Consider the following 15,976-nt stretch of genomic DNA (forward strand, 5'->3'; position numbering starts at 1 on the left):
GCGCGTTCCTTCCTGGTCCGGCGGGCGTTCGCGAGCTTAGCGGGCAGGGGTGTCACAAATCGGCGCGCTGTCCGGTCCTGACTGGCGACACCGCGGCGACCGTCGCGGCGGAACAGGAGGGAACGAGCATGAAGATCGTCGTCATCGGCGGGACCGGGCGGATCGGTTCGCAGGTCGTGCGGCTGCTCAAGGAGCACGAGGTGGTGGCGGCCGCGCCGAGCACCGGCGTGAACACCCTGACCGGCGAAGGGCTGTCCGACGTGCTGCGGGGCGCCGACGTGCTGGTGGACGTGTCGAACTCGCCGTCGTTCGCGGACGACGACGTCATGGAGTTCTTCCAGCGCTCGACCGGGAATCTGGTGCGGGCCGCGCGGGAAGCCGGGGTGGGGCATTTCGTCGCGCTGTCCGTCGTGGGCGCCGACGAGCTGCCGGATTCCGGGTATCTGCGGGCGAAGGCCGCGCAGGAGAAGCTGATCCAGGAAAGCGGGGTGGGCTACACGATCGTGCGCGCGACGCAGTTCCTGGAGTTCGCGGTCGCGATCGCGGACGCCTCGACGGTCGACGGCGTGGTGCGGCTTTCCGACGGCGGCACGCAGCCGATCGCGGCGGAGGACGTCGCGGTGGCGGTCGCGCGGGCCGCGGGCGAGCCGCCGGCCGGCGGGATCGTCGAGATCGGCGGGCCGGACGTGCTGCCGATGGACGAGTGGATCCGGCGGGTGCTGACCGCGCGGAAGGACCCGCGCGAGGTGGTGACCGATCCGAATGCGAAGTACTTCGGGACGGTGCTGGGCAAGGACAGCCTGGTGCCCGCGGAAGGTTCGTGGCGCGGGAAGGTCGGGCTGGCGGAGTGGCTGAACTCGTGAATGGCGTTGCCGGACAGAACCGGCAACGCCATTCAGGAGTTACGAAAGCTCGCCGTCGTAGTCCGGCAGTTTGAAGCCCTTTTCGTAGTCCCCGCCCGCGAAGTCGGTGGGCCGGTTGCCGATGTTCGCCGTGATCGTGTAGCCCTGTTCGGTCAGGTCCGCTCGGCAGCGTTGCTTGCCCTCCGCGGTGCCCTCGCCGGATTTGCGGGTGCAGATCGCGTCGATCGGGTAGCCGGCGTCGCGCAGTTGCGTGCGCGCCGAGGAGGAACTGGTCCGCGCCGTCACGAACAGCACGGACACGTGGTGCTGGCCCGCCCACTGGGCGACCGCGAGCACCGGCCGGTTCGGTTCGCCGGGGTGGTATTCCGTTTCGAGCGAGGTGTTGTCGATGTCCAGCACGATCGCCAGTCCGGACCCGCCCCGCGCGACCCGGTCGGTCAGCCACGGAATGGCCGGGGCGACGGCTTCGCGCACGTCGGCCTGCCATTGTTCGTAACTGGGCAATGCGGACACCGAGGCCGAGGCGGCGCCAGGGGCGGCGATCAGCCCGGCGCCGGCGAGAATCGCGGCGCAGGCGTTTTTGACATTCATCGGCGCGGTTTCTCCTTAGCGTGGCGGAAACTGCCGTCGGCCACGCTAATCGCGCCGGGACTTCTGGTGCACCGTCGTTAGTCGGGTAACCGAGCGAAGGGAATTCGCGGGTTGTTCACCGGAAACTGCCGCCGGGTTCAGCGGGATGCCGGCCGTCCGCGCACCGGACAGCCGGCATCCCGGTCTGGGTGTTATCCGGCGATAGTGTCCAATTCGGCCAGAGCGTCCTCGGGCAGTTCCAGGTCGGCCGCCGCCACGTTTTCCCGCAGATGCGCGACCGACGACGTGCCGGGGATCAGCAGGATGTTCGGCGACTGGTGCAGCAGCCAGGCCAGCGCGACCGCCTTCGGGCTGGCGCCGAGCCGGGCGGCGACGTCGTCCAGCGTCGAGGACTGCAGCGGGCTGAACCCGCCGAGCGGCCAGAACGGGACATAGGAAATTCCTTGCGCGGCAAGGGATTCGATCAGCTTCTCGTCCCCGCGGTGCGCGACGTTGTACCAGTTCTGCACGGTGACCACGGGCGCGATCGACTGCGCCTCGGCCACCTGCTCGGCGTCGACCACGCTCACGCCGAGCTCCTTGATCTTGCCTTCCTGACGCAGTTCGGCGAGCGCGCCGAACGGTTCGGCCAGCGAACCCGGCACCGGCGAGTGCCCGTCCGGTCCGCCGCCGACGCGCAGGTTCACCACGTCGAGCGCCTCGACGCCGAGGTTGCGCAGGTTCGATTCCACCTGGGCGCGCAGCTGCTCGGGCGAGCGCTCGTGGATCCAGCCGCCCTGGTCGTCGCGGACGGCGCCGACCTTGGTGACGATCTGCAGCCCGTCGTAGGGCGCGAGCGCTTCGCGGAGCAGTTCGTTCGTCACGTACGGCCCGTAGAAATCGGCGGTGTCGATGTGGTTCACGCCCAGTTCGACGGCCGTGCGCAGGACCGCGAGCGCCTCGTCGCGGTCGTTCGGCGGCCCGAAGACGCCGGGTCCGGCCAGCTGCATCGCGCCGTATCCCAGGCGGGCGACGGTGCGCCCGGCCAACGTGAACGTCCCGCCGGGGAAGTTGTCGGTCAATGTTCCGCCCTTCTTTCCTCGCCGCGCCGCCGCGGCTGCCGTCCATGGTGCTGGCCGCCGCGCGGCGCGGCCAGTACCCGTCGGTCCTGGGAGTGTCAGGGCCAGGCTCGCGGGACAGCCGTCGGATAATTTGGTATACCATTAGTATGGCTTCTCTCACCGTGACCGGCGTGCGCCCGTGGGGCGGGGACCCGGCCGACCTCGTCCTCGACGGCGACCGCATTTCCGACGTCCGGCCCGCCGGTTCGGCCCCGGTCGAGGGCGACCGGATCGACGGCGCCGGGCTGCTCGCGCTGCCCGGGTTCGTCAACTCGCACGCCCACGTCGACAAGAGCTGGTGGGGCAAGCCGTGGGTGTCTTACGGCGGCGTCGCGACCACCGAAGGCCGGATCGCGCACGAGCGGGCCGAGCGGGACGCGCTGGGGATCCCGAGCGTCGAGACCGCCGAGACGGTGCTGCGCGAGTTCCTGCGGCACGGCACCACCGCGGCGCGCAGCCACGTGGACGTCGACCTGGGGCTCGGCCTGCGCGGCATCGAAATCGTGCGCGAAGCCGCGCAACGGCTGGGCGGCGCGGTGGAGGTCGAGATCGTGGCCTTCCCGCAGGACGGCGTGCTGCGGCGGCCGGGCGTGCTCAAGCTGCTCGACGAGGCCGCGGCGGCGGGCGCGGGCCGGATCGGCGGGCTCGACCCGGCGGGCATCGACCGGGACCCGGTCGGCCAGCTCGACGGGCTGTTCGAGATCGCCGAGCGACGCGGCGTCGGCCTCGACATCCACCTGCACGACGGCGGCGAACTCGGCGCGTTCCAGTACGAGTTGATCGCCGACCGGACCGTGCGGGCCGGCTTGCAGGGCAAGGTCACCGTGTCGCACGGCTTCGCGCTCGGCGAGGTTCCCCCGGCGCGGCAGGCGGCGCTGCTCGACCGGATCGCCGAGGCGGGCATCTCGCTGGCGACTGTCGCGCCGGTGCGGGTGGCCCCGCTGCCGTGGCCGGAATTGTCCGCCCGCGAGGTCCCGGTCGGCCTTGGCACGGACGGGATCCGCGACCTGTGGTCCCCGTACGGCGACGGGGACCTCCTGCAGATCGCGCTCGGTTTCGCCCGGCTGCACGGGCTGCGGACGGACGAAGACCTGACGGCGGCGGTGGAGCTGGCGACGCGGCGGGCGGCGTCGTTCGTGGACCGCGAGCGGCACGATCTGGCGCCGGGTTGCCGGGCGGACGTGGTGCTGGTGGCGGCGGAGAACGTGCCGGACGCGTTGACGCGGGTGCCGGTGCGCGCCCTGGTGATCGCGGGCGGCCGGGTCGTGGCGCGGGACGGCGAGGTGCTCGTCTGAGGTTCGTCCGGGGCTCCAGTCGCGCGCGGATTTTTCCGTCCGCGGCGACGAACTTCCGGTCCCGCGGCGGCGATACCGTCCCGGGATGGACAAGCTCGACGCTCTCCGCAGGCGGCTGGAGCAAGACCTTCCCGCACTGCTGGAACACCACCGGGTCCCCGCTGCCGTGCTGGCGGTGGGGCTCGGCGAGGAGACCGCCACCGCGGCCGCCGGGGTACTGAATCTCGGCACCGGCGTCACCGCCACCGCCGATTCGGTATTCCAAATCGGCTCGATCACCAAGGTGTGGACGGCCACCCTCGTCCTGCAGCTCGTGGACGAGGGCCGGGTCGACCTCGACGCCCCGATCCGGCAGTACCTCCCCGATCTCAAACTTGGCGACGCGGCCATCACGGTGCGCCAGCTGCTCAGCCACACCGCCGGGTTCGAGGGCGACCTTTTCACCGACACCGGACCCGGCGACGACGCGGTGGAGAAGTTCGTCGCGACCCTCGACGGCGTCGCCCAGCTGTTCCCGCCCGGGGAGCTGTTCTCCTACAACAACGCCGGGTACGTCGTGCTCGGGCGGCTGGTGGAACTGTTGCGCGGCAAGCATTACGAGGACTGCCTGCGCGAGCACCTCGCCGAACCGCTCGGACTCGCCCGGTTCTGCCCGAACGCCCTCGACGCGATCCGCTTCCGCGCCGCGATCGGGCATCTCGAACCCGAGCCGGGCGCCGATCTCGTGCCCGCGCCGTTCTGGTCGATGCTGCGGTCCAACGGGCCGGCCGGGTCGTCGCTCGCGATGTCCGCGGCGGATTTGCTCGCCTTCGCCCGGATGCACCTCGCGGGCGGCGCCGGAGTGGTCAGCGCGGAGAGCGCCGCGGCCATGGTGGAACGGCAGGTCAGCCTCCCGCCGCTCGGCATCATGGGCGACGCGTGGGGGCTCGGCTGGGAGCTGTTCGACACCCCGGCCGGCCAGGTCTACGGCCACGACGGCAACACCGTCGGCCAGGCGGCGTTCCTGCGGCTGGTGCCCGAACGCGATCTCGTGGTGGCGTTGCTGACCAACGGCGGCGACGCGATGAGCCTGTACGCCGATCTCGTGCCCGCGCTGCTCAAGGAATTCGGCGGCGTCGAGGTGCCGCTGCCGCCGCGTCCGCCCGCCGAGCCGGAGCCGTTCGCCGCGGACCGGTATCTCGGCACTTACGCCAGCACGGTCGCCGATCTCGTGGTCTCCCAGGACGACGACGGCCGGGTCTGGCTGGAGCAACGTCCTAAAGGGACAGCCGCGGAACTGAGCGCCGCCAGCAAATCCGAACTGGTTCACCTCGAAGGCGACACCTTGATCCTTCGCGAAGCGCAGGCCGGGATCCACCTGCCGCTGGTCTTCCTCGGCGACGACGGCACCGGCCGCGCGCGGTACGTCCATTCGGGGAGGGCGACCCGTCGCGCCGAGTGACCGGACGGCTTTGCCGCAACCGAACGATCCGGCGGCCTTTCCCGGGTAAGGTTTTACCTCGTGGCCGTTGATCTGGGGTGGAATACGGGGCAGACGCGCATCCGCGCTGCCGACGGCCGCCTCCTCGGCGCCGGCGTGCTGATCGGCGGCCGGTACGTGCTGACCTGCTCCCGGGCGGCCCGCGACGAAACCGCGTTCCAGATCGAGTCGGCGGGTTCCGCGGCGCTGGCCGGGCTGGTCCCGCCGCGCGCGGGCCGCGGCGACCTGGCGTTGCTCGAGCTGGAAACGCCGGTGCGGCACGGCGCCACGCTCCGGCGGAAGGTCGGATCCGGGCGGGAAGTCCGGATCCACAGCCTTCCGCTCCGCCTCGGCTACGGCATGTGGGTGCGGGCCACCACCGGTGCGGCGGACGGGGAACGGGTTCCGCTCACTCTGCTCGAGGGCCGCGCCGACCCGGACCTGTCCGGCTGTCCCGCGTTCGACCGCGCCACCGGGCGGCTGCTCGGCATCGTGGTGGTCGACTACGCGGTGCGGCTGGTCCCGGCGGACACCGTGCTGGAGTACTTCCCGCAGCTGCGCGAATGGGTGACCGACGATTCGGCCGTCGAGGACCGGCTCGACGAACTCCTCGTCCGCACCGGCGGCCATCCGGTGCCGGAAGCCGGGGACCTGCGGGTCTCGCTGCCGAAGGCGACGCCGCCGGATCCGCTGGACGCCGTGCTGCCCGACGCGGCCCTGCCGGAGCGGCACCGGTTCTGCGCGGAGTGCGGCCATCCGGTGGGCCGCGGCGAGGGCGGGCGGCTCGGCCGGGTGCGCGGGTACTGCGTGCGCTGCGGCACCCCGTTCGCCTTCCTGCCGACGCTGGAGCAGGGCACGGTCGTCGCCGGCCGCTACGCGGTGCTCGGCTGCATCGCGCACGGCGGGTTCAGCTGGATCTACCTCGCCCGCGACGAGGCCGAGGGCGGCCGGTTCGTGGTGCTCAAAAGCTTGATCGGCGAACGGGACCGCGGCGGCGCGCTGGCCGCCGCGCAGTCCGCCGTCGTCCCGGAACTGCTGGAACTGGCCCATCCGAACGTCGTCCGCACCCTCGCGCACGTCGAGCATCCGGACCCGGAAACCGGCCGGTCCATCGGGTATCTGGTGATGGAGTACGTGCGCGGGATTTCGCTGCGGACGGTGTTCCGGCTCGCGCGGCGGCTTCGCCCGGAGCACGTCGCCGCGTACGGGCTGCAGCTGCTCGACGCCGTGGGTTACCTGCACGGGCACGGGTTGTTGTACGTCGATCTGAAACCGGACAACGTGCTGCAGGACGGCGATCGGATCACGCTCGTCGACCTCGGCTCGGTGCGCCGCGAGGACGACCGGGACAGCGCGATCGTCGGCACCCCGGGTTACCAGCCGCCGCGGGCCGAGCTGGACCGGGAGGGCATCAGCGTCCGCTCGGACCTTTACTCGATCGGCCGCACGCTGGAGGAATTGCTGCGTGCCTGCCCGGAGTCCGGCGACGGTCTCGGCCGGGAAATGCTGCGGGCGTTGCTCGATCGGGCGACCGCGGACTACGCCGACCGGTTCGCCACCGCCGCCGACATGGCCGAACAGCTGCGCGGGGTGCTGCGGCAACTGCTCAGCGAGCGCACTCGCGTGCCGCATCCGGCCGCGTCCCAGGCGTTCGGCGCCCCGGGCGAACTCGTCGCGGCGGGGCTCGGCGTGCCCGAATGGGGCGACTGGACGGACGGACCCCCGCTGCGTGCCGACGGGGCCCCGGAGACGCACGACGTGGCGATCGCCTTGCCGTCGCTGCTTCCGGCCGCGGCGGATGAACTGGCAGGGCCCTGGCGTGCTGCTTACCTCGCGATGGAGCGCGGAAACCTCGACAACGCGGAGAACCAGTTCCGCCAGCTCGCCCGGCTGGCGCCCGGCGAGCTGGTTCCGTGGCTGGCCTTGGGTTTCTGTGCGGAAATGCGGGGCGCGGCCGACCTTGCGGCGCGCTGCTACGAAGCGGTGTGGGCGCGCGACCGGGAAGTGGTTTCGGCGGCCTTCGGGCTCGCCCGGACCCGGCTCGCGCGGGGCGATCGGGTGGGGGCGGCCGCGGTTCTGGACGAGGTGCCCGCCGCCAGCCGCGAACTGGGCACGGAATCCGGCACGGCCGCGCGGGTCGGCGCGGTGCGAGCGCTCGCCGCGCTCGTGCCGGGCGGAGTGCCGCTGCCGAGCCCGGACGAAGCCGCCGCCGCCTGGTCCCGGCTCGGCGAGCTGGACCTGGACGAGGACGAACAGGACCGGCTCACCGCGGTGGTCGGCGAAACGCTGCTGCGGCTCGCCGCCGAACAGCCCGTCAGCCGGTTGCCGGATCTGCGGCAGGTGAAGCACGACCTCGCGCAGCTCTACTGGGAGCACGCGGACCGGGCGTGGCCGATCCTGCGGGAGCACGCGAGCCGGGTGCGCGGTCTCGAGGTGCCGGCCCCGGTTTCGGCCGCGCAGCCGAAAGTCGTGGTGCACCATCCCCGCTACCTGCCGTCGCGGGCTTCCAGCACGACCGTGAAGGTCACTGTCACGGCTGGCTCCGGCGGCGGTCCGCTGCGGTTGCTCGTGCGGGATTCGCCGGGCTGCGTGGTGTACCGGGTCGCCCTGCTGGCCCCGGTGGAAGTGCCGATGCCGTTGCCGCAGCGGCGAAGCAGCGACCTGGTGCTCGATCTCGGGGAATGGGCGGCGGGGGAAACCAGGGATTACGCGCTGAGCCTGCTCGTGCCGTCGGGGCTGGCGGCCGAGCGAGAGCATCAGCTGGTCGCGATGTGGGCGCAGCAGGACTCCGTGCAGTCGGAGGCGGAGACGGTTTCGGTGCGGTTGACCGACGATCCGGTCCGGCTGGCGGCAGCGCCGGCCGGTCCGCACCTCGGTCTCGGGGCCGCGGTGGACGCCGCGGTTTCCGCGTACCAGGACGGGAATCTGGGCGCCACGCTGGACGCGCTGGGTTCGGCGGCGGCTTTGGCGACCGCGCAGGGCAACGAGGCGGTGCTGGGCCGGCTGCGGTTGCTGGTGGACCTCGTCGACGCGGAGAACGGGCTGGTCAGCCTTCGCGGACCGCTGACCGGGGAACAGTTTCTTTCGGAGCGGCTTTCGGTGCCGTCGCGGGTGCGGACGGTGGTTTCGAGCGAGCTCGTGCCCGCGGCGGACGAGGACGTCGAGGCGCCCGATTCGGCTGTTTACGGGACGGTGCTCAGCTCGCGGGTCGATTCTCGCCGGGTGGACTCGCGGCGCGTGGAGTTTCGGCGGGTGGACTCTCGGCGGGTCGATTCGCGCCGGGTGGATTCCCGCCGCGTCGACTCCCGGCGGGTGGATTCGGGGCCCGCGACCTGGCGGGCGGGCCGGGCCGGGCATCCGGCGCCGAGCGAGGGCCTGGATCTGGATCTGGGGGTGACGCCGCTCTACTCCCGGCGCGTGCTCTGGGCGGACCGGCGGGGGTTCGCCGCGAGGGTGCCGGACGACGTGCCGCGACCGGCGGCGGACTTGCTGGCGGCGACCGTCGAATGCCGGTCCGACGATCCGGTCGTCGTCGGCCAGCCGGTGCGGGTCGCGGTTTCGGTGCGGCGCAAGGATTCCGCGACCGCGCCGTCCGGGGTGGTGCGGGTGCGCGTGCTGCTCGACGCCGTGCCCGGGACGGCCGAACCGATGTCGCGGATCGGCTGGATCACCGGGGACCGGCTGCGCGATCCGGCGGAGTTCGACGTGGTCCCGGCCGCGCCGGGGCCGTTGCGTTTGGTGTTCCGGATCTACCGCGAGCACGACGCCCAGCTGCTCCTGGAAATCGCGGCCGTGCTGCCGGTGGAGGTGCCGTCATGACCCGTCAGCTGAGCGCCGAGGTGACCGTCGACAACACCGCCGGGCTGAGCCGCGTCGCGGTGCCGCCGTACAACCGGGCGCGGACGGTCAACCTGCGCTTCCTCGAATTCCCTGGCGTACCAGGGCTTCTCGTGCAGGCGTGGGGCAGCGCGTTCCCGGAGGACGGCGGCGGCGGGTACCAGGGCCGGATCACGCACAGCCTCGGCGAGCTGAACTCCCGGATCGACATCCTGCGCGAAACGTGGCAGCGGCACGTCGTGGACCTCGCCGAGCGGACCGAACGCGGGCCTCGCCGGCATCCGTTCGCCGACGGCTGGGATCTTTCCGCACGGCCGGAGCTGTTGCAGCGCGCCGGATTGGCCCTCGCGGACGCGGGACACCTGATGTACCGGCTGCTGTTCGCCGGTCCCGATCGCGGGTTGCGGCGGATCCGTGCGCTGCTGGAATTGGCGCTCGCCGAGGGCGAAAACGTGATCAGCATCGAATCGGACAGCCTGATCGTGCCGTGGGGGATGCTCTACACGTCGCCGCGGCGGCCGGACGAGTATCCGGACGAGGAAAACTGGTCGCTCGCCGGGTTCTGGGGCTACCGGCACGTCGTGGAGCACACTTTTTCCCGGGTCGACGACTTCGACGCGCGGATCACCGTGGACGGCGGGAAACCGGTCGTCGGGCTCAATGTCGACCACGGTGTCGACCGGCAATTCCCGGACACGCCCTACATCGCGCCGGTGGTCGATTTCTTCCACGGCCGGGCGGAAGTCGTGTTGCGGCCGGACAAGAAAACGCTGGCCGCGCACTTCCGCAGCCGCGATTTCGCCGACCACGTCACGTATTTCGGCTGTCACGGCAAGGTGAGCGGTTCCGGCGGCCTGGTCGAACAGCCGTATCTGAAACTCGGCGACGGCGAACGGATTTACGGCACCGACCTGATCGCGTGGCTGGCGGAAGCGCCGCTGCCGACGCGGCCGTTCGTGTACGTCGGCGCCTGCCAGGGCGGACAGGTGACGTCGGCGTTCTACTCGGCCTTCGGCAAAGCGCTGCTCGGCAACGGCGGACGCTGCCTGATCGGCCCGCAGATCGACCTGCCGCCCGCGTTCGCGTGCGAGTATTCGAGGCGGCTGTTCACCGAATTCATCGATTCGGGCGCGAAACTGGGCGACATCGTGCGTTCGCTGGCGCGTTCGTTCGCCGACGAGCACCACAATCCGCTGGGGCTGATGTTCTCCCTGTACCGCGGGATCGACGTGCATTTGTGGCAGGAAGGGCGGCCGTGACCGAACCGGTGATCCTGGACCTCGACGAGCGCGGCGATTTCGTGGACCCGGAAACCGGCGGGCCGGTGCCCGCCGAGGCGACTCCGCGGTTTCTGGCCCGGTGGCTGGAAGTTCCGGAGACGGCGACCGACATCGTCGTGTTCGTGCACGGCTGGCAGAACAACCGGGAAACCGCGGACCGGCGGGCCCGGCAGTTCTTCGGCCTCCTGGAAGAACGCTATGCGGCGGGCTCCTACGAAGGACTCGGTGCGTGGCAGGGCTTTTACGTCCTGGTGCGCTGGCCGTCGATGAGCAACCCGTTCCTGACCGGCTACCGGAGGATCCGCGACCGGGCGCACAAGATGACCACCGACGGGCGGGCCGCGGAGGCGCTCGGCCAGCTGCTGGGATATCTGAACGCGGAACGCCAATTGCCCGGCAGCGCGCCGAGCCTGCGGACCGTCACCGGCCAGTACCTGCACTGCGTCGGCCATTCCTTCGGCGGCCGGTTCGTGGTGGAAGCGGTACAGGCTGCCGCGGGGGACGGACCGCCGGTGCTCGGCTGGGATCGCGCCGACCCGCGTTACCCGTACACTGTGGACACTCTGCTGGTATTCCAGATGGCCGCCCGGCCGGACATCTTCACCGGCCGGTTCGCCCCGGTCTTGCGCGACGCCCCGATCAACGGGCCGATCGTGCTGACCCGTTCCCGTTTCGACCGGGCCACCGGATTGTGGCACCGGCTGGCGGAAGGCGTGCCGGGAATCGGGAACGTCGGGGTGCGGGCCCCGGCCGAGGACGTGGCGAACACGGTGCTGCACAAGGTGGAGACGGAGTATTCACGGTCCGAAATGGACCGGCGGATCGTCAACGTCGAGTCGCGATGGCGGTTCCGGCGCGGGCGGTGGTGGAATCCAGCCGGGGCGCATTCGGACATCTGGTACCCGGAGTCGGCGCATCTGCTGCTGTCGCTGGCCGAACTGGCCCGCTGATCGGGGCTCGGCAGTCCTAAGTGGACCATCGAGCCCCGAAAGCGTTCAGTAACCGTAGTGCAGCCACACTGCCTTGGTCTCGGTGTAGGCGTCCAGTGCCCACGGACCCATTTCGCGGCCCCAGCCCGACGCCTTGTATCCGCCCCACGGCGCGGCCATGTCCGGGATCGGCGGCATGTTCACGAACACCGCACCCGCGCGGATCCCGTCCGCATAGCGTTGCGCGGTACGGATGTCACGGGTCCACACGGTCGCGGCGAGGCCGTACTGCGTGTCGTTCGCGCGCGCGACCAGCTCGTCCGGGTCGTCGTACGGCGTCACCGCCAGCACCGGGCCGAAGATCTCCTCGCGCATGATCGTCATGGTGTCGGTGACGCCCGCGAACAGCGTCGGCTGATAGAAGTAGCCCTCGCGGTCGACCTCCGAGCCGCCGGTGATCAGGTCCGCGCCTTCGGAACGGCCGGTCGCCACGAGGTTCGCCACGTGCTTGCGGTGTTTGTCCGACACGAGCGGCCCGACCTGGGTCGTCTCGTCCAGGCCCGGGCCGATCTGCAGTCCGGCGAGGCCCGCGGCCATCTTCTCCACGAACTCCTGCTCGCGCTTGCGGTCGACGTAGAACCGCGTGTACGCCGCGCAGACCTGCCCGGTGTTCAGCGTCGCGCCCGCGAGGTTGCCCGCGACGGCGGCGTCCAGGTCGGCGTCGGCGGCGATGATGCTCGGTGCCTTGCCGCCGAGTTCGAGGGTCAGCCGCTTGAGGTTGGACTCCGCGCTCGCCGCGGTGATCAGCTTCCCGACCGCGGTGGAACCGGTGTAGGAGACGTGGTCGACGTCGTGGTGCGAGCTGAGCATCGCGCCGACCGGGCCGTCGCCGGTGACGAGGTTGACCACGCCCGCTGGGATACCAGCCTGCTCGGTCAGCTGTACCAGCCGGATGCTCGTGAGCGGAGTGACCTCGCTCGGCTTGATCACCACGGTGTTGCCGGTGGCGAGCGCGGGCGCGAGCTTCCACACGAGGATCATCAGCGGGAAGTTCCACGGCGTGATCAGCGCGTTCACGCCGACCGGCTCGCGGCGCGTGTAGTGCAGGGTGTCCGGGAACGAAACCGGGTTCGTGGTGCCCTGGATTTTCGTGACCCAGCCGGCGAAATACCGCAGGTGCTCGGCCGCGCCGGTCACGCTGACCTGCCGGGAGATGCCAATCGGCTGGCCCTGGTCGCGGGTTTCGAGCGCGGCGAGTTCCTCGTGGTGCTCGTCGACGAGGTCGGCGAGGCGGAACAGCAGTTTCGCGCGCTGCACGGGCGCGAGCCCGGCCCACTCCGGCGAGGTCAGCGCGCGGCGCGCGGCGGCGACCGCGGCGTCGACGTCGGCCCGCGTCGCCGTCCCGACGTCTTCGAGAACCGTGCCGGTGGCCGGATTGCGGGTCGGGATGGGCTCCCCGCCGGCCTCGGTCCACTGACCGTCGATGAACAGGCGTGTCGGCCGTGTCGCCATGGTGCTCCCTAGTCCCGATCTTCTGGTCGCGTTCGAGTATCGGCGCGCGGCGGCCCGGCGGTCTTGTCCGCGAAGGCACGCCCGTTGTCGGCGAGTGAAGACAATGCCGGGCGCGGGCAGGGGACCGGTCAGGATCAGGGCATGGACGTGATCGTGGTAGGTGCGGGTTCGGCGGGCTCGGTGGTGTGCCGGCGGCTGGTCGACGCGGGCGCGAAGGTGACGCTGCTGGAGGCGGGCGGACCGGACACGAACGCGGCGATCCACGACCCGTCGCGCGCGGCGGAACTGTGGCACGCCGCCGAGGACTGGGACTACTACACGGTGCCGCAGCCGCACGCCGGGAACCGCAGGCTGCACCTGCCGCGCGGCAAGGTGCTCGGTGGTTCGCATTCGCTGAACGCGATGATCTGGGTCCGCGGCGCGGCGGCGGACTACGACGGATGGGGCCTGCCCGGCTGGACCTGGGACGACGTGCGCCCGGTCTACGAACGGATCGAACGCGACCTGCTCGACCTGGAACGGCACGATCCGCTGCAGCCGATCCAGCAGTCCATTGTGGACGCTGCGAGGGAGATCGGCCTGCCGTTCAACGACAATTACAACAGCGGCGTCCTCGACGGCATCTCCGTGCAGCAGGTCACGATGACCGGCGGACGGCGGCGCAACACCTGGCTCTGCTACGCCCAGCCGGTCGCCGACCAGATGACTGTGCACACCGGCGCTCTGGTGCACCGCGTGCTTTTCGAGGGCGACCGCTGCATCGGCGTACTGGCGGAGATCGACGGCGACCTGCAGCCGCTTTTCGCCGACCAGGTCGTGCTAGCCGCGGGTGCGCTCGCGTCCCCGGCGATCCTGCTGCGCAGCGGAATCGGCCCGGCCGACGACGTCTCCGCGCTGGGCCTGGACGTCGTCGCGGACCTGCCGGGCGTCGGCGAAAACCTGCACGACCACCTGCTGTCGCCGGTCATCTTCGCCACCGACCGGCGCGAGGTCGCACCGCCGCAAACCGGGCTTTCGGTGACGCAAACGCACCTGTTCTGGCGCAGCCGCCCGGGTTTGGCGGTGCCGGACACGCAACCGATTCACTTCAGCGTGCCGATGTACGAACCGTGGATGACCGGGCCGCCGACCGGGTTTTCGCTGATGGCGGGCATGATCACGCCGCAGAGCCGGGGAACGTTGCGGTTGCGCAGCGCGGACCCGGCCGAGATGCCGCTGATCGATCTGGCCGCGCTCGCGCACCCGGCGGACTTCGAAAGCCTGGTCGCGTCGGTGGAGCAGTGCCGGTTGATCGGCCGCGCCCCGGCACTGGCCGAGGAATGGGGCGCGCGGGAGCTTTATCCGGGGCCGGCGGATGTCCGGGAGTACGTCCGCCGCACGGCGATCACGTATCACCACCAGGTGGGCACCTGCCGGATGGGAACCGACGAGCTGGCGGTGACGGACCCGACGCTCGCGGTGCGCGGAGTGTCCGGCCTGCGAGTCGCGGACGCCTCGGTGCTGCCACGGGTGATCAGCGGGAACACGAACGCGCCGGCGGTGCTGATGGGGGAGCGGGTGGCGGAATTCCTGCTGGCGTAACTCGGGCGCGGGAGTCAGTAGGCTCGCCGGGTGGACGACCTTCTCGCCGCCGACTACTCGATGCTCGACGCCTTGGCCGCCGACCCGCCCGCGGGACCGGCCGCGTTGGCCGCGCGCGCGGGCGAGCAGTACCCGGCCGCGAACGACGAGCAGCGGCGGCGTCTCGAGTACCTGCTGGACTTGCTCGGGACGGACGGCGATCCGGTCCTGCTCGACCTGCTGGCCCGGCTCCGCACGGCCAGGCTGCTGGCGGAGGTGGTGCGCCGGGGCCTGCCGGTGCCCGAGCCCGTGCTGGACCAGCTGGTCAAGGAACTGGGATATCAGCCGCCCGTCATTGACGCGGCAGGGCTGTCCGGGGATCGCCGGCGGGCGAAGGCGCTCGGTGCGCTGCTGAAAGACGACGACCTCTGCGGCCGGGCGGCGCTCGCGCTGGCCCGGCTCGGCGCCCGCGAATGGACGGTGCCGATCGCCCGGCGGCTTTCCGCGTTCGCCGGGCTCAAGCACGTCTTCCTGACGGTCGCACTGGAGGAGATGGGCGATCCGGCCGCGGTTCCGGTGCTGCTCGACTGGCTGGCGAACGGCCCGGAGCTGCCGGCCGGGGACGTCCACCGGGCGCTGGTCCGGCTCTCCGGACGGTCGCCGTTGCTCCCGTCGCCCGCCGACATCCGCGAGGTGTGGGCGGGGCTCGATCTCACCGCCGAGCCGGTCCCTCGGGTGCGGGACGTCGCCGTCGATTCTCCTTCCGCGCTGCGCTTTTCCGTCGACGAGGGCCGGGCCCGGGTGCGCGTCGAGTTCGACCCGGCGCTGCCGGGGTCGATGTGGCCGCGCTGGGACCAGACGCTCCGCGTCGGGGAGCAGGCGCGATACGGCGTCGGTTCCGGGTGCGAGACCTGCGAAACAACGCTGCGCCTGCTTGGCTTCGGTCCCGCCGAAGCGCTGCCAGGCGCGGCCCAGGTGCGGGAAGTCCTCGCCGAGCCGCGCGAACTCGGCACCGCGACAGTGCGTGCGCTGGAACCACTGCTCCAGGAACTGGAGACCGGGCACTACCGAATGCTCTTGGCCGACCTGCCGCTGGAACGCGTGCGGACGGCGGAGCAGTCGTGGTGGTGGGTGCGCAGAACCGAGACACGCAGTGCGTGGGAGGGAGACCCGGACTGGCCGGGCATCGAGCATTTCCAGCTCCCGCGGGCGATTCCCGGCGAGATGCCGACGTACGGCAGCGTGGTTCCGTCGCAACCGCTGGACGCGCTGGACCCGGCGACAGTCGACCGGTACGCGGAAGCGATCGCCCGCGGCGAGCGTCCGGCGGCGTTGCTGCTGGCGTGGGCGGAGGACCGGTACGTCAGCGCCCAGTGGCCGGAACGATTCGTGCTGGGCGTCATCCTTGACGGGCACCACCGGCTGGCCGCCTACGCCGCGGCAGGCGTACCCGCGCGCCTGATGCTGCTGGTGCGCGGGGAGAGCGGCGAGACGGTGGAGGAAGTCGTGCGTGGTTATGCACGGTTAGACCCGGCGTAACCACGCACGAC

The 15,976-nt window shown here is 71.4% G+C and carries 11 protein-coding genes; 8 read left to right on the plus strand and 3 right to left on the minus strand.

The features are described 5' to 3' along the window. The first annotated feature begins 128 nt into the window (after window positions 1-128). Window positions 129-863, plus strand: coding sequence for an SDR family oxidoreductase (locus F9C12_RS33355; RefSeq protein ID WP_409463018.1), 735 nt, complete (start codon window positions 129-131; stop codon window positions 861-863). A 39-nt stretch (window positions 864-902) separates the two neighbouring features. Here F9C12_RS33355 and F9C12_RS33360 read toward each other — a convergent pair whose 3' ends face one another. Beyond that, a complete protein-coding gene (locus F9C12_RS33360) occupies window positions 903-1,454 on the minus strand; it encodes an HAD family acid phosphatase (RefSeq protein WP_409463019.1) in 552 nt (183 codons plus the stop codon). Between the two features lie 191 nt (window positions 1,455-1,645). Beyond that, complete coding sequence (locus F9C12_RS33365) at window positions 1,646-2,515, minus strand: oxidoreductase (protein ID WP_409463020.1); 870 nt, start codon at window positions 2,513-2,515, stop codon at window positions 1,646-1,648. A 146-nt stretch (window positions 2,516-2,661) separates the two neighbouring features. On the opposite strand from F9C12_RS33365, the gene F9C12_RS33370 reads away from it, so the two are divergent. The 5 genes from F9C12_RS33370 to F9C12_RS33390 all read left to right on the plus strand — a co-directional run bounded on the left by F9C12_RS33370 (window position 2,662) and on the right by F9C12_RS33390 (window position 11,375). Further along, a complete protein-coding gene (locus F9C12_RS33370; RefSeq protein WP_409463021.1) occupies window positions 2,662-3,849 on the plus strand; it encodes an amidohydrolase in 1,188 nt (395 codons plus the stop codon). 85 nt (window positions 3,850-3,934) lie between these two features. Further along, window positions 3,935-5,290: a serine hydrolase domain-containing protein gene (locus F9C12_RS33375; RefSeq protein WP_409463022.1), complete on the plus strand. Its 1,356-nt coding sequence runs from the start codon at window positions 3,935-3,937 to the stop codon at window positions 5,288-5,290. A 60-nt stretch (window positions 5,291-5,350) separates the two neighbouring features. Beyond that, the gene (locus F9C12_RS33380) at window positions 5,351-9,127 is read left to right on the plus strand and encodes a tetratricopeptide repeat protein (protein ID WP_409463023.1); all 3,777 of its coding nucleotides are present in this window, start codon (window positions 5,351-5,353) and stop codon (window positions 9,125-9,127) included. Continuing rightward, the gene (locus tag F9C12_RS33385) at window positions 9,124-10,404 is read left to right on the plus strand and encodes a hypothetical protein (RefSeq protein ID WP_409463024.1); all 1,281 of its coding nucleotides are present in this window, start codon (window positions 9,124-9,126) and stop codon (window positions 10,402-10,404) included. The genes F9C12_RS33380 and F9C12_RS33385 overlap by 4 nt, the downstream gene beginning before the upstream one ends. After that, window positions 10,401-11,375 carry a hypothetical protein gene (locus F9C12_RS33390; RefSeq protein ID WP_409463025.1) on the plus strand — a complete coding sequence of 325 codons (975 nt, stop codon included), beginning with the start codon at window positions 10,401-10,403 and terminating at the stop codon, window positions 11,373-11,375. Before F9C12_RS33385 ends, F9C12_RS33390 begins: the two co-directional genes overlap by 4 nt. A 45-nt stretch (window positions 11,376-11,420) precedes the next feature. On the opposite strand, the gene F9C12_RS33395 is transcribed toward F9C12_RS33390, so the two are convergent. After that, on the minus strand, window positions 11,421-12,866 hold the full coding sequence (locus F9C12_RS33395; protein ID WP_409463026.1) for an aldehyde dehydrogenase family protein: 1,446 nt from the start codon (window positions 12,864-12,866) through the stop codon (window positions 11,421-11,423). 141 nt (window positions 12,867-13,007) lie between these two features. On the opposite strand from F9C12_RS33395, the gene F9C12_RS33400 reads away from it, so the two are divergent. Together F9C12_RS33400 and F9C12_RS33405 are read left to right on the plus strand one after the other, a co-directional pair. Further along, on the plus strand, window positions 13,008-14,447 hold the full coding sequence (locus F9C12_RS33400) for a GMC family oxidoreductase (RefSeq protein WP_409463027.1): 1,440 nt from the start codon (window positions 13,008-13,010) through the stop codon (window positions 14,445-14,447). Between the two features lie 30 nt (window positions 14,448-14,477). Next, window positions 14,478-15,965: a hypothetical protein gene (locus F9C12_RS33405; RefSeq protein WP_409463028.1), complete on the plus strand. Its 1,488-nt coding sequence runs from the start codon at window positions 14,478-14,480 to the stop codon at window positions 15,963-15,965. Window positions 15,966-15,976: the final 11 nt, after the last annotated feature.

The sequence above is a fragment of the Amycolatopsis sp. GA6-003 genome, from assembly GCF_046267895.1.
In the GTDB taxonomy this organism is placed as follows: Bacteria; Actinomycetota; Actinomycetes; order Mycobacteriales; family Pseudonocardiaceae; genus Amycolatopsis.